The following is a 14,233-nucleotide window of genomic DNA, read 5'->3' as shown; positions in this document are numbered from 1 at the left end:
CAGAGATAATTTTAACGGTAGGGGGTAAAACCCATCACCCCATTTTTCCGTACTTATGTAAACTTTCAGCTACGCTTAAACGAGCAGCCATCAGCAAACGTTGAGGAATGGAACATTTGCCATCATTTCCGGATCAGACAGTTTAAAGTGCGGAATCTTTCGACTGGCCCAAGAAGCATTAATTGGGATGGCAATATAAAAAATGCTTTGGGAGTCAAGGAGGCTGGATGAACACGAGGAGAGTTGGTAGTTTAAGGTCGTCGCTTCCATTGAAAAGCCAGAAAGAAATCATCGTCCAGTGTCCAGTGCTAGATGCAGTTAAAGGCGATCCGGTTGTTGAAAAAGGGCGTTTACATAGTGTTATGGCAAAGCAATACAGTCCTGTGTGTGATGAAGTGGGCGAGTTTGAAGCATCAGCGACAGCGGATTTTCTCAACGCTGCTACCGTTGTCGCTTCTGCTGGCGCAAAGCCGTTAGAGTCTGATTTCGGCTTTCCGGTAAAAAAACCTACCTGCGTTCGCCTCAACATGGAAGATTTGACATGCTTTGAAGTAGTGGAACGTCAGTTTAAACAATGGGGAGTCACCTTTAGAAACGCGATCGCTCTCCAACCCTCAAACCCTGCCTTTCCCGTTCACTCTGGCACCACAGTCCTCATGGGTGCGCCGAAAAACGGCTTGATAGAAGTGTTTTTCGAGTATCCAGTACGCTTTGTCAGCGGCTTTACCACCAGTTCTCAGCGAACTATTTTATCTGCCTTTGACGCCCAAGATAAACTGCTCGCCCGCACCGAGATACCTGGGCCAAATCTCGCCGGAACTGACTCCCCAATCCCTCCCAACACGCTTCTGAGCGTAAACGTACCAGATATCAGTCGGATTAGTTTCTACGCCTTTGACGGTCAGCTAACCGTCGATGACTTAAGCTTTGGCTTCTAAGAAATAAGTTAGCGTTCCCACGTTTGAACCTTCCACTGAGAAAAAACTTATCGAGAGAGCCAGTAGGTTAGATATAATCTATCTGACTTAAGCAGGAAATCTCCGTGGCACAGGCGTCTAAATGGCGGCAGCAAATCGCTAACCTCCTTGAAAGCTCGTCGCACAAACCATCAAAGTTGACACTTTTCCAGCGGTTTCCTCAAGCAAGGTTGTCGCAAGGAGGCTGGCTGCTGGCGATCGCATTTATGTTGGCAATGCTTTTCTGGAACTGGAAGCTTCTGCTGGCTACCTGCGCTGGTGTGTTGGTAATGTTGCTGGTTTACTTGATGCAGGAATGGGACTGGCAAGTACACTGGTCAAGTCTACAAAGGTTTTTTAGCGGCTCCAACCGTCAATTAACTCTGGCAGTTGGTAGCGGCGGACTTGCCAGCTTCAGCACCTACATGGCTGCTTCCATCTGGGTAGACTCAGATAGCCCCTGGATTGCAACTGGTGCGATTCTTCAAGGCTTAGGCACCCTGTTTACCCTCATTTTGTTGGTGTGGCAAATTATTAGTCGTCAAGTGAATCGCGAAGAAGGTAATCTGAACCATCTGTTAACGGAACTAACACAGGTTGACCCCCTGAAGCGTTTGCTTGCAGTTCGTCAACTGAGCGCTTTAGTAACAGATGCTCGGTTAGAGCGTGATCGCAAACGTACCATCGCAGAATATTTTCGCCTGATGTTGAGTCGAGAGCCGGAAGCTGTCATCCGCGACGCAATTCTTGATGGTCTGCAAGAGCTGGAATCACAGCAGCTAACTAAAGCCAGTCAGCCGTTAAAGATACCCATCACTGTGAAAAGCTCTGCCAGAAAATTAAGAATTAAAAATTGACCGGATGTGCAACTTTTTCTTAGCTCCCCAATTGGCCCTTGGGTTGGGAGTATCGCACTATAAAGAAAGTTGCACATGGCGTACATGGGAGATGCTTCACTTTTAATTTTCAAACTTGGGTTCAGCTTTTTCCACTGAAGCATCGTTGATTCCCAAAGTTAGCTCTAAAGGTGTCTGGGAAGGATATGCCTTCACAACCTCCCGATAAACATCGTAATTCGTCGGCAACGTCACCGTCTGGTTGCCAGAGCGATAGGTGATCTGGTAATCCACATCTCGCAACAGACCAGGTGTACTTGTCTGTTCGCCTGGTTGTTGTCGCTGTTCAATTTCATCCAGCGTCGGTTGTGGCGGGAGAGCAGCCCACCAAAGTTCCCGCTCATCAGGGCCAATAACCGCTCCTTCTGGTTTCTCGCCATTGCGGTTGAGCAAAGAAGTAGAGCCAAAAGTTTCTATTCGCTCTAGATTGCGGCTGGGATTAGTAAAGTAGTGAACTTTCCAAGTGAAAGTAGTCCGCGCTGTTGCTTCATACTGGTTGGTAGTTACAGTGCTGCACCCAGTAAGAGCAACCAAAAGAAAAAATCGCGTGACGGTGGCAAAAATTTGCTTTTGTTGTAAAAATTGACCTTTAAGACTCACTGTATGCTGACACCAATTTAAAAGACTAAATGCAGCTGGCTCCGCTATTTCCTATTGTGTACCGAATTCTTCAGCCTGCCTTTCCTAACTGTCTGTGGTCGGGTGCTGCAAATTCAAAAGCGATCGCTCTCACCTTTGATGATGGCCCCCATCCTCAGTACACCAGAGAGCTGTTACAAGTGCTAGACCGCTACAGCATCACTGCTAGTTTTTTCTGGCTCGGTGCCTGTGTCAACCGTTACCCAACAGTTGCTAAAGAAGTCTACGACCGGGGCCACTGGATTGGATTACACGGATACGATCATCGCGCCTTTCCTAAACTCAGCCCAACGGAACTCCAGCAAAGTATAGAACAAACCCAACAAGCAATCCAAAAAGCTTGTCAACTAGATCCACGCTACATCCGAGATATCCGGCCCCCCAACGGTTTGTTTACACCACAAACCTTAGATTTATTGCACCAGTGGAACTATCGACCTGTCATGTGGAGCGTCGTCCCGGAAGACTGGGTGCGTCCAGGTATTTCCCTGGTCGTAGAGCGGGTGCTACGGCAAGTTCGTAATGGTTCAGTGATTGTTCTGCACGATGGCTACTACGGTGGACAAGACGTAGCCCAAACCACTAGCCAGCTAATTCCCCAACTATTGCAGCAAGGATACCAGTTTGTCACCATTGATTTTTTGTGGCAACAAGCCAAATTGAGTGGTCAATGCGGATTTTGCAATATATATTGATGTTTTAGATGTCACATTTAGTCCCAGTTGATTAGAATGACTGAATAGAATTCAGCCATTTGTCTCAACCGCTGACCTATAAAGCTTAATAGTATGGAGTTATATTTGAGCTTAACGTAAGATAAAAGGACAATTTCTCGTAGTTTTGGCTTGCACGTTCATTACTGCTTAGTGCTATTGTCGCCAATCCTTTGACGCTGGAAAAGCGGGCAATTGATAGAAAGGCAGCGAAAAACTGGCTTGTTTTCTCAAGAAAGCGAGTAAGTAAGAGCAAATCCTGTAAAAATTAGTTCAAGGAGATGGGCTGCATGATGGGTGCATCAATTCCAATTGCATTATCCATTTGTAAAAGCTCGCCAGACATTAATTTCATATTTGCAGGATTAAATAATCAAAAAACGTGCAATTTTTGTAAGAGAGGCTACAATCGGAAAGGTCTTGAACATATCCAGCATTAACACCTACCCCAACGCTTTTAAGTTCGCCCTGGCGTTGCGAGGAATGTATTCTCTCTTTCTCTCACCTAGTCAGTGAGCAACCTTTGAATGCTGGCAAACTATACCACTGACTAACTTGTTTGTAGATTAACCACACCATCTTCTGGTCTTTAACTGAAGGAGCATGAGGAATTAGGCATGACCCAGGCCAACGACGTACTCGAAATCATCATTCAGCCTGACAGCGAAATGTTAGAGCTATTAATTGACGAAGAAGCAGATCGAGATGAAGAATTTGTAGACGTGGCACCGGATGAAGAAGACGGTAAGCCTGGTAAGGTAGCCAGATCCCGTCGTCGGGTGCAAACTAAAAAGAAGCACTATACAGAGGATTCGATTCGCCTATATTTACAAGAAATTGGTCGGATTCGCCTGCTACGCGCCGACGAAGAAATTGAACTTGCTCGGAAAATTGCAGATTTGCTGGAATTGGAGCGTTTGCGCCAGCAATTGATCGAAAATTTAGAGCGGGAACCCCAAGATATAGAGTGGGCTGAAGGGGTACTGAAATCTGAGCGAGTCTGGGAACAACTTACTACTCAGTTAGGAAGAGAACCAGAACAAGAAGAGTGGTCTAAAGAGGTTAAAAAGCGCCTACCAGCGTTTCGACATCGCCTCTATGTAGGTCGCCGCGCTAAGGACAAAATGGTGCAGTCAAACCTGCGTTTGGTGGTTTCGATTGCCAAGAAATATATGAATCGCGGGTTATCTTTCCAAGACTTGATTCAGGAAGGCAGTCTGGGATTGATTCGCGCCGCTGAGAAATTCGACCACGAGAAAGGCTACAAGTTTTCAACTTACGCTACATGGTGGATTCGTCAGGCAATAACCAGAGCGATCGCTGACCAATCCCGCACTATCCGCCTACCCGTTCACCTCTACGAAACCATTTCTCGCATCAAGAAAACCACCAAACTCCTTTCTCAGGAAATGGGCCGCAAACCCACCGAAGAAGAAATTGCTACGAGAATGGAGATGACGATTGAGAAACTGCGTTTCATCGCTAAATCTGCCCAATTGCCGATATCCTTAGAAACGCCAATCGGCAAAGAAGAAGATTCGCGACTGGGAGACTTCATCGAAGCTGATGGTGAAACCCCAGAAGATCAAGTTTCCAAAAATTTGCTCCGGGAAGACTTAGAAAGCGTCCTCGATACTCTCAGCCCCCGCGAACGCGACGTTTTACGTCTGCGCTACGGCTTAGATGATGGACGCATGAAGACCCTCGAAGAAATCGGTCAAATCTTCAACGTCACCCGCGAACGAATCCGTCAAATCGAAGCGAAAGCCCTCCGCAAGTTGCGCCACCCCAACCGCAACAGCATTCTCAAAGAATACATTCGCTAAACAATAGCTTTGAGCAAATAGGGTGGGCATTGCCCACCCTATTTGCTCAAAGCTATTGTTGTGTCTAGAATCAGAATGATGCTCTTGAAAAAAGCAGAGTGTAAAACTACTTCATAGTGCTTTGTGTTTTCTGATTATTTTTACTTTTTGTCAATCCTTTTTTTCCGCCCTTGGGCTGCACCTTCCAAGAGATAGCGGTCTTTGATGAGATTGGATATGAGAAGCGTGATTTAACTTCGGTTCACTTGTGGACTAAGCAGAACTCCACCAAGGGGGTAGATACAACACCCGTCCAGATATCCTCAATTACTGTACTAAGTAGTCGTCCATCATAGATATTCCACACTGAGGATGAGTTTTTATATGTAAACAGAACCTGGTTCGTGCCAGGTTTGAAATTGCGAAACGACCATGCGCCACCATCTTTGACATAAACCACAAACCAAAGTTCGCTGTTAACCCAGAAAAACCTCCCCTTCAGGAAAAAGGTTAAACTCTCTCCAGGCATAGCTAACGGAAAATCAAATTCTTGAGGTACATTGGTTTTATTGACGGCCGGACCCTCTGGCGGTATTACTTGCTCATCTGTTCCAAGAAATGTAGGCAGCAACAAAAAGAGTAGGAAGCGACGGGGGGTTGGCGTATTGTTGGTGATGCGAATCCCAAACTCCACAGGAGTAGTAGCATCAGGCTGCATTGCCGGAATAGGCAATATACGCTTTGGCATCACGGTTTCAAAGCAGATTCCATCAATTTCAACTGCATTGCTGTCAAAAGATTTTCCTGATGTCATGTCTACTGCTCTCTCAATTCCCACATCTTCATGCGCCGTCAAACCTCTAGGCACATGGCTTATTGCTATTGTCCCCAAAAAAAATAGAGCAAAAGTTAAACCTATCGCTAAGAAGTGACGCATGGGATATAGCGTTTCTCAGTTGGGTGGAATATATCACGGTTCTGAGGTTCGGGCCAGCAAGGTTAGGGACGTGGCATTGCCATGTCCCTACAGATGTATTGCACCTAACCCTTGAATTGCTATATTTTCTAAAGTTTTAGATGGGGAAAACGTTTTCAAGTAAGTCTTTGGGGACTATACGCCCCATAGCCATTATGTAAAGCGCTTTAGAGGTTTTATGAATTTGTTTAAGGCGCGATCGCTCTTTTTTTCCTAACAATAACTCTACAGATATTCAAAAACACCATACTTTATAAAAAAGCTGGATATTTCCGAAGAAACACCCAGCGAATTGAGATTGACCGAGGTTAAAAAGACTGAAAAATTACATCAAGCCCCAGAAGTGAAGTACACCTTGACCACTGGTGAGTTCAATAATTACAGCAGCGAGGAATCCAATCATCGCCAGACGACCGTTCCAGTTTTCAGCTTGAGGGGTAAAGCCAACCTTCGTTACATCGTTGCGATCTTGAGTTTGCATAGTTTTATACTGACTGAAATAAAATTTGGCTACATTATGCAAATTAATGTAACTAAAGATCCGCGATCGCGCAACAATCTGATCCGCTTGCGGATGAAAATTGACTTTGGTGCGAAAATATAAGGCACTTGGGCTTGCTTCCGTCACACTCTTGCAAAATGATATGTCGCTAACCGCCGCCAAAGTGCTAAGCGATCGCTTAGATAATTATTATCAGCAGATCGCAGCAGTCATTCTCAACCGTCAAAATCCGATAACCGGGCTATTACCCGCCAGTACCGCCATTAACGCCCACGGCGACTATACCGACGCTTGGGTGCGAGACAACGTTTATAGCATTCTCGCGGTTTGGGGATTGGCGCTGGCTTACCGCAAAGTTGATGAAGATGGGGGACGTACCTACGAACTAGAACAAAGCGTCGTCAAGCTGATGCGGGGGCTGTTGTTCTGCATGATGCGCCAAAGCCATAAAGTAGAAAGTTTTAAACAAAGCCAATCTCTGCTAGACTGCCTGCACGCCAAATACAACACCAGTTCTGGCGATGTTGTCGTCGGCGATGACGCTTGGGGACACTTGCAATTAGATGCTACCTCCCTGTTTTTGCTGATGCTGGCGCAGATGACAGCATCCGGGTTACACATCATCTACTGCATAGATGAAGTTAACTTCGTGCAAAATCTGGTGTATTACATTGGTCGCGCATACCGAACACCCGATTATGGAATTTGGGAACGAGGAAATAAAATTAATCGGGGGAATCCAGAACTGAACGCAAGTTCAGTGGGAATGGCAAAAGCCGCCTTAGAAGCAATTAGCGGGCTGGATTTATTCGGGGTACGCGGTTCTCAGGCTTCGGTTATCCACGTCTTACCTGATGAAATTGCTCGCGCCCGGATGACGCTGAAATCCTTACTGCCAAGGGAATCCAGCTCAAAAGAAGTTGATGCGGCATTGTTGAGTGTAATTAGTTTCCCAGCCTTTGCGGTGGAAAATCTGGAACTGGTGGAACGCACCCGCCAGAAAATTATTGACAAGCTGGAAGGACGCTACGGCTGCAAACGCTTTTTGCGAGATGGACACCAAACCGTTTTGGAAGATACCAGCCGCTTACACTACGAACCTTGGGAATTGCAACAGTTTGAGCATATTGAGTGCGAATGGCCGTTATTTTTCACTTATTTGGTGCTGGATGGCTTGTTTCACAGAGACACAGAACAAGTTAAAGACTACCAAGAGTGTCTTGAGTCTCTGTTAATTGAACAGGAAGGTTTGGGGCTGCTACCTGAACTGTATTATGTGCCGAGAGAGAAAATAGAGGCGGAAAGGTTAAATCCTCACAGCCAGACACGTTTACCTAACGAAAATATTCCCTTGGTATGGGCGCAAAGCTTGTATTTATTGGGGCAAATGTTGAGTGAAGGTTTGGTCGCAGTGGGAGATATTGACCCACTGGGACGGCATTTAACCATGAATCGCAATCAAGACCCATTGGTGCAAATTGCCCTCTTAGCTGAAGATGAGGATTTACAGGCAAAATTGCAAGTTCAGGGCATTGCTACCCAAACACCAACGCAGGTGGAACCGATTCAGGTACGTCAAGCAACCGACTTGTCGGGGGTTTTTACTCAAATTGGTCGGAACGATAAACTGGGACTCACTGGCAGACCTGTAAGGCGGTTGCGGAGTTTAACGACATCGCGGATTTTTCGCGTCCGAGGTGAGACGATTGTCTTTTTACCGTCGTTTTTGGATCAACAGCAATTTTATCTGACGCTGGATTATCATTTCCTGGTGGCTGAAATTCAAAGCGAACTGGCGTATATTCAGCGGAATTGGTCTGAGTTGGGTCGTCCGACGATGACGCTATTGCTAACTCATGCGATGCTGGAAACTGGCTCTGAGGCCTTGCTGGAGTTGATGCAGGAGCTAAAAGACGGTCTTTGCAATGGTGTCCGGGTAAAATTGGGGCGGTTGAATCAGCTGATGCTGACGGCGGGAACTCAAAGAATCGATTTTCTGCACGATTTTGAGTTTAGTCAGTCTCCAGTTCAAGATGCAGCTTTGCAATGCTACTACCTAGCTAGCCTTCCTGAGAAAAATGGTCCGTTGAACCATACTCAAGAATTTATGCTGGAGTGTGAAACGAATTTAGGATTATTACTCGACCGTCTGCGGGAGACAAATAATATCTACGAGCAAGTTGAGTGGTTGCATACCTTGGTGCGGTTGCGGGGGTTGGATTTTGACACAGGGTTCGGAGGCCCTGGCGTGCGGGTGACGGTGGCAGATTTGCTAGATGAAGTTTACGCTAAGGCTGGTATTTCTGGGGCTTCACCTTATTGGACGGTGGTGCGTCATGCGGCTGGGTTGCTGGATAAGGTGGATATCAGCTTGTCGGATGCGGTGACTGATATTCTGGTGCGGGGTAAGCAAATTACGGTGGGGAAGGCGTATAGTGAGGCATCGTTGATGACGCGCCCGATGTCCTATACAGAGATTATGGATAAGATTCGGGAGTTTTGTAGGGAAGATATACGCGATCGCGTCCTTACTCAAGAAATCCTAATCTATCTCGGTCAACTGATCAAGTCGGAACCCCAATTATTTAACGGTTTGTTGACGCTGCGAGTCGGATATCTAATTCTACTTTTAACTAGCGAATTAGCTCACGAGTTGCAAACATCTCAAGATGAAGCTTACGAAAATTTGATGCAATTAAGTCCGTTTGAAGTTAGGATGCGTCTGCGTCAAGTTTTGGCTGGATACGAAGGGATGAATCAAGTGTTGCTAAGCCAAGAATCTTTGCACATTAAACAGCAGGAGAAGGATATTGACTGGGCGGTGTCAATAGTGGAACAAGATGAAGTAGAAGCACCCGCTGCTGGTGGTTGGTTGCGACAGCGACAGTTAGATGGGGCGTTAAATCGGGTTCCGAAAGATTTTTATCCCAGCGTTTGGCGATTACTGAAACACTGTAAGGGTTTGGTGATTGGCGATAAGTTAGAACGCCGCAACCGTTTGGATAGCCAGATGATTTTGTCAGAAATGACACCAGGAGAGAAGAATTTTGCTCTGCGGGTGGAACATTTGCTAAATAAGATACAGGTGCCGGAATACCGTAAGGTTAATATTGAGGCGTTGATGGAGTTGGATGCGATCGCGATCGCTAACCCCGGTTTACAAATTGCCGAATATATTGTGCTAGATGTGCTAATTGGTCATGCTGTCCGATTAGCTTGGCTAGAAAAGTTTCCGGAACACGCCGACCGTTACGATGAGTACAAAGCCGCCGCTTGGCGTGCATTTTATGGAACTTCTCCCCAGGAATGCGCCACTTTTATTGTGAAGGCGTTTAGATTCTTGACTCAATTTGGACAGGTTAGTGCTGCTTAAGAGTCATTTATCATTAGTAACTTGTGGAGTGGTTTAGATTTTTTACAGGAATGAACCGCGCAGGCTTCGCTAACGCGGTTCATAAAAAAAGGTAGAGACGTCATGAAAACGTCTCTACAATCACAAATCAAATTCAAATAACCCGGAATAGCTAATGGCTAACAACTAATAGCAAATTTGGCATCTTTCGGCATACTTTCAAATGTCATCTTCTTAGCTTTGTCTCGAATAGATTTGAGGGTTAAGCGAATTGCCCATGAAGATAAGGAAGGGTTATTTTCTATTTCATTTATCAGGGCGTTTAAATCGGTAAGCACTTCCTCTGTAAACTCGTTGTTAGTTGGTTGCATGAGTGGAAATTGTAAGTTTGGGAAACCTTGAATAAAGGACATCAGTTAGTTTTTAAAAACAAACTGGCGAATAGTTGAGCCATTCATCTGAACTGGACAAAAGCGAAATCTTATAATTATCTCTACACTCTAGTTGGCTTAGGATTACGGAAACTTCTATAAATTCGTCAACTTCAAGATTTACGCACTCTTCAAACGATAAGGCAAGATGAAGATAGGCGAGAGTTTCCATTTGTTTTACCCTGATTTTTTTAGCTGGTAAGTGTATTTAAGCGAAAATAATTTTTGAAATGTTGTAGTAGCTGACCACTTAGTTGAACGTCACGGCGAACCTTGGCTGTAATGCCGTTTTATCAAGGGTGATAGCCACTAAACTGTAGACACTGTGAGAATTGGCTGAGGTGCTTATGTTTCAAGCCACTCGTAGACGGTTGGCTTTTTGGTATACAGCTGTAACAGCTGTGTTGCTGCTGCTATTTGCCACTGGTGTCTATATGTATGTCCGCAGCACCTTGATTGAGCGCGTGGATGACACCCTCAATCATGTGGTAGAAGTTGTACAGCGAAGTCTCGTAATTGAAAGTGTCGCGCCCGACAAACTTAGCGTTAACGTCGAGGCGAGTTTTCCCAACAATGCGGACACAGTTGAAGACGACCACATCGACCTAGAATGGTTTAGCCCCAACGGTGAATTACGCTGGTCAACTTTATCCGAACCGCTAGATATTCCCATCCATCTCAATCGCACTGGTGAAACCGTCAAAGTGGTAAGGGGTTCAGGGGAGCAAGGAGAAACTCTTAACTCAAAACTCAAAACTCAAAACTCAGAACAAACAGGCGAGACACCTGTGCTACGCACTCAATACTCACCACTCCTGCTGCGACAGGTGACGGAACGAGTGGAAATCGGGAGACAGGTACTGGGATATCTGCGCGTCAGCCATCCTTGGTTTGAGGTTGCTAAGCCGACTCGCCTGCTGATGGTCGATTTGATTTTTGGCACGGTGCTAATGTTGATTTCTGTTGCAGCTAGCGGCTGGTGGCTTTCTGGGTTGGCAATGGAACCAGTGCGAGAGTCTTATCAACGTCTCAAACAATTTACAGCTGACGCTTCTCACGAACTGAGAAACCCAATTGCCATGATTCAAACCAATGTCCAGGTGGCGCTAGCTGACCCTGACTTGGTAGAAGCACAGGGCGAGGCACCTCTACATTACCGACAACAGTTGAAAGTTGTAGAACGACTTACCCGGCGGTTGGGGCGTTTGGTGGATGATTTGCTGTTTCTGGCGCGGCAAGATAGCGGTATGGTGCAACGCAATTGGGTGTCAGTTCCCCTGGATGCCCTATTGATGGAGGTGATAGAAGAACAACAGCTAGTTGCATCTGAAAAGGGTATCAAACTATCTTTAGATTTGGCACTGGGGAATGGGGACTGGGGACTGGGGGAATCTGCCCAATCCGCAATTCCCAATAATCCAAAATCAGGCGATGTTTTGGAAAGAATAAATTTCCCCAAAAATCCCTTCAAAATCCAAAATCCAACATTGGATGTAGAGGGCGATTGGGATCAATTGGCGCGTCTGTTTACAAATTTGGTTAGTAACGCGGTGCAATACACTCCGGCGGGTGGTCAAGTTGATGTCGAATTGCAATATATAGAAAAAGGCGATGGCGAACGCATCTCTACTAGACGCTACGGGATACCCCAGCTACAAGTGACCGTCAGCGATACTGGCACCGGTATCCCAGAGTCGGCACTACCCCACATCTTTGACCGATTTTATCGGGTTGATCCAGCCCGGACTCACTCTAGTGGGAATTCCACAACAACCGGGTCGGGATTGGGGTTAGCGATCGCTCAGGCAATTGTCGAAAATCACCACGGTTACATCCAAGTCGCTAGTATTCTCCATCAAGGCACAACCGTGACAGTAACCCTACCCGCCCCTAGAGAAGAATAACAATAAACTATCAAACAACTTCTCCCATTCAGCCTTTATTCCTCATCCTGCCCATTACTCTCCTAAAGAAATGCTACCCGTGGCAGATGCGGGGATCGTGCTTAACCTATTAATTTCTAAAAGGTGTGGATAAGGAATTTATCCCCATTCAATTAGCCAAAAATTGCGCTTGAAACTCTTGGGAGTTTCAATAGCTCACTGCTGTATGCGTACATTTTTTGGCAAATAGCATTTTTTACTAGATTCAATTTATCAGGAGTTTCTGATGACCATACCTTTAAGAGAAGATATTGCCTACATCTTACTCAAAAAAATCCACGAAGGTGACAACGAACCCGGTAAACATGAAGTGTCTTTTACAGCATCAGATTTTGCCGGAAGACAAGTTACAGAAACCGACCTATTAGGTCACTTGGATTATTTAAATCAAAAGCAGTATATCGATGCCGAATTTACTGGCAATGCCTATGGAAATCAGGAGGATACTTCGGATGTAGTTAACCCGAAAGAGTTCGACTTTCGGATTGCCAACACCTACGATCCTTCAGATGGTTTAGCACCTCATTTGATTAAATTTAAGAGTGCAAGGCTGACAGAAAGAGGGCAACGTCTGCTAGAAAAAATGGAGGAGAAGCCGCCTGAGTCTCTTAATGAAGGCCCGGTAGTTCCTATTGCTACAAAGGATATGCCCTTTCTGGAAAAAGTCATGTTCCGGGGCGAATTGGAAGATATTTTTGATGCCAGAGATATCACTGAGGTTGTGTTCCGCACAATGCGGGATATGATGACCAACGAAGCTGTAGACCGGGTGACTGAAGAATTACATGAAGAAGCGCTACCCACAGAAGATAAAGCGCTGCAAAATGAAGTTGCGGATCTTTGGGTAGATACTAATCCCATTGTCCATTTCTTAAGTCGGATTCGTCCACCTTTGATTATTAAGTCCGATACTTTTCTATTTCGGATTCGTCAAGAAGCTGGTTTGCCACAAGGCGTAGAACCAGAAATGGCAATCAAGGCTGTCTTCTCGGCGACTAAAGATGACTTGTCGCCAGAACGGATTAAGGAAATTTCCGACTTTCTTCCCGACAAAATAAAGGAAATGTGGGAGCAAGCATAGGGTGAAATAAGGGCTAAAGAAAGATTTTATTCATCTTTCTTTAGCCAGATGCAAGGGGAAAGAAATAAATATTTGAGACTTAAAAAATAAAAAGATAAAATATAGGCAACAGCCAATTTTTTTTAATTCAGTTAACAGAGGCATAAAGTATGATTCGGCAAAATCAGCCAATCAAAAAAACCATTGGGTTAATGGGGGCTATCTGTGGAAGTCTAATTATTGGCTTACCAGCACTCGCCCAAATGAACCCCACTCCCGGCAATATTAACCAAGCGCCGGATAGTAGCGATCGCATGATGCAGAATACAGGCGATCGCGATACCATAAACCAATCAGTCCAACCCACAGGGCGCGTTTCACCGCTTAACCCTTGTCCGAGTGTCTTTTACGAACCCCAACACGTCCAGCGCGGCATTCGTCCCCCAGAGGGTTGTCCGGCTGTCTTGCCCGGAACACAACCAGTACCGCAGCAGCCAGTATCTCCCAGTTCCAACGCTATACCTGAAAGCGGCGGACAAGAAACTACACCAGCACCAGAACAGCTACAATCTCCCGCTTCCAGAGTTATCCCCATGAACGGGATGGTAAGTGTCAAGCTGGTGAATCAAACTGGCGATCCTATTACTTATCAAGTGATTGGCGATACCACTCAGCGACAGCTACAAGGCAGATCCGATGCCACCCTCCAAGGTTTGAAAACACCCGTGAATATCACCTTCCAACGCCCGGATGGGGCATTACTGAGGGTAGTTCCTCAAGCATCCTCTGAACCGGGAGTATTGGAGGTGAATTTACAGGAAACAACGGATCTAAGCGTTGACAAAAATGCCATGACCATTCAAGAAAGTGGATCTGTTTTCTTGAACTAAAAAGTAAGAATTCTCGTTTCTAGGCTGAGGCTGGAAACGCAAGTGATGACAAACCTAACCCCCAACTCCT

Annotated in this window: 12 protein-coding genes; 8 read left to right on the top strand and 4 right to left on the bottom strand. The window is 45.7% G+C overall.

The window, feature by feature from the left end:
* Positions 1-227 precede the first annotated feature (227 nt).
* A complete protein-coding gene (locus NDI42_RS16840) occupies positions 228-938 on the top strand; it encodes a hypothetical protein (protein ID WP_199311080.1) in 711 nt (236 codons plus the stop codon).
* Between the two features lie 104 nt (positions 939-1,042).
* On the top strand, positions 1,043-1,813 hold the full coding sequence (locus NDI42_RS16835; RefSeq protein WP_190453381.1) for a hypothetical protein: 771 nt from the start codon (positions 1,043-1,045) through the stop codon (positions 1,811-1,813).
* 102 nt (positions 1,814-1,915) lie between these two features.
* Here the strand turns inward: NDI42_RS16835 and NDI42_RS16830 are convergent, their stop codons facing one another.
* On the bottom strand, positions 1,916-2,416 hold the full coding sequence (locus NDI42_RS16830; RefSeq protein WP_190453503.1) for a hypothetical protein: 501 nt from the start codon (positions 2,414-2,416) through the stop codon (positions 1,916-1,918).
* A 65-nt stretch (positions 2,417-2,481) separates the two neighbouring features.
* Between NDI42_RS16830 and NDI42_RS16825 the strand changes: the two genes are divergently transcribed.
* Both NDI42_RS16825 and rpoD read left to right on the top strand, forming a co-directional pair.
* The gene (locus NDI42_RS16825) at positions 2,482-3,186 is read left to right on the top strand and encodes a polysaccharide deacetylase family protein (protein ID WP_190448071.1); all 705 of its coding nucleotides are present in this window, start codon (positions 2,482-2,484) and stop codon (positions 3,184-3,186) included.
* Between the two features lie 635 nt (positions 3,187-3,821).
* Positions 3,822-5,030, top strand: a complete 1,209-nt coding sequence (gene rpoD / locus NDI42_RS16820; RefSeq protein ID WP_190419165.1) for an RNA polymerase sigma factor RpoD — start codon at positions 3,822-3,824, stop codon at positions 5,028-5,030.
* Positions 5,031-5,271: 241 nt separating this feature from the next.
* On the opposite strand, the gene NDI42_RS16815 is transcribed toward rpoD, so the two are convergent.
* The gene (locus NDI42_RS16815; RefSeq protein WP_190453376.1) at positions 5,272-5,946 is read right to left on the bottom strand and encodes a hypothetical protein; all 675 of its coding nucleotides are present in this window, start codon (positions 5,944-5,946) and stop codon (positions 5,272-5,274) included.
* Between the two features lie 364 nt (positions 5,947-6,310).
* Positions 6,311-6,466, bottom strand: a complete 156-nt coding sequence (locus NDI42_RS16810; protein WP_190419167.1) for a chlorophyll a/b-binding protein — start codon at positions 6,464-6,466, stop codon at positions 6,311-6,313.
* Between the two features lie 163 nt (positions 6,467-6,629).
* On the opposite strand from NDI42_RS16810, the gene NDI42_RS16805 reads away from it, so the two are divergent.
* Positions 6,630-9,860, top strand: a complete 3,231-nt coding sequence (locus NDI42_RS16805) for a glycoside hydrolase family 15 protein (RefSeq protein WP_190453373.1) — start codon at positions 6,630-6,632, stop codon at positions 9,858-9,860.
* 158 nt (positions 9,861-10,018) lie between these two features.
* Here the strand turns inward: NDI42_RS16805 and NDI42_RS16800 are convergent, their stop codons facing one another.
* Positions 10,019-10,210 (bottom strand): hypothetical protein, encoded by a 192-nt coding sequence (locus NDI42_RS16800; RefSeq protein WP_190453370.1) that lies wholly within the window; start codon positions 10,208-10,210, stop codon positions 10,019-10,021.
* 407 nt (positions 10,211-10,617) lie between these two features.
* Here NDI42_RS16800 and NDI42_RS16795 point away from each other — a divergent pair, with 407 nt between their 5' ends.
* The 3 genes from NDI42_RS16795 to NDI42_RS16785 all read left to right on the top strand — a co-directional run bounded on the left by NDI42_RS16795 (position 10,618) and on the right by NDI42_RS16785 (position 14,163).
* A complete protein-coding gene (locus NDI42_RS16795) occupies positions 10,618-12,174 on the top strand; it encodes a sensor histidine kinase (RefSeq protein WP_190453367.1) in 1,557 nt (518 codons plus the stop codon).
* Positions 12,175-12,439: 265 nt separating this feature from the next.
* Positions 12,440-13,294 carry a DUF2267 domain-containing protein gene (locus NDI42_RS16790; protein ID WP_190453364.1) on the top strand — a complete coding sequence of 285 codons (855 nt, stop codon included), beginning with the start codon at positions 12,440-12,442 and terminating at the stop codon, positions 13,292-13,294.
* Between the two features lie 149 nt (positions 13,295-13,443).
* Positions 13,444-14,163: a hypothetical protein gene (locus tag NDI42_RS16785; protein WP_190453361.1), complete on the top strand. Its 720-nt coding sequence runs from the start codon at positions 13,444-13,446 to the stop codon at positions 14,161-14,163.
* The last annotated feature ends 70 nt before the right edge of the window (positions 14,164-14,233 follow it).

The sequence above is a fragment of the Funiculus sociatus GB2-C1 genome, from assembly GCF_039962115.1.
In the GTDB taxonomy this organism is placed as follows: Bacteria; Cyanobacteriota; Cyanobacteriia; order Cyanobacteriales; family FACHB-T130; genus Funiculus; species Funiculus sociatus.
This window is presented reverse-complemented; position numbering and strand designations above follow the sequence as displayed.

Bases quoted from the DNA above. Each gene is read 5' to 3' on its own strand.
- NDI42_RS16840 (WP_199311080.1), top strand. From the start codon at position 228: ATGAACACGAGGAGAGTTGGTAGTTTAAGGTCGTCGCTTCCATTGAAA.
- NDI42_RS16825 (WP_190448071.1), top strand. From the start codon at position 2,482: ATGCAGCTGGCTCCGCTATTTCCTATTGTGTACCGAATTCTTCAGCCT.
- rpoD (WP_190419165.1), top strand. From the start codon at position 3,822: ATGACCCAGGCCAACGACGTACTCGAAATCATCATTCAGCCTGACAGC.
- NDI42_RS16815 (WP_190453376.1), bottom strand. From the start codon at position 5,946: ATGCGTCACTTCTTAGCGATAGGTTTAACTTTTGCTCTATTTTTTTTG.
- NDI42_RS16810 (WP_190419167.1), bottom strand. From the start codon at position 6,466: ATGCAAACTCAAGATCGCAACGATGTAACGAAGGTTGGCTTTACCCCT.
- NDI42_RS16805 (WP_190453373.1), top strand. From the start codon at position 6,630: ATGTCGCTAACCGCCGCCAAAGTGCTAAGCGATCGCTTAGATAATTAT.
- NDI42_RS16800 (WP_190453370.1), bottom strand. From the start codon at position 10,210: ATGCAACCAACTAACAACGAGTTTACAGAGGAAGTGCTTACCGATTTA.
- NDI42_RS16795 (WP_190453367.1), top strand. From the start codon at position 10,618: ATGTTTCAAGCCACTCGTAGACGGTTGGCTTTTTGGTATACAGCTGTA.
- NDI42_RS16790 (WP_190453364.1), top strand. From the start codon at position 12,440: ATGACCATACCTTTAAGAGAAGATATTGCCTACATCTTACTCAAAAAA.
- NDI42_RS16785 (WP_190453361.1), top strand. From the start codon at position 13,444: ATGATTCGGCAAAATCAGCCAATCAAAAAAACCATTGGGTTAATGGGG.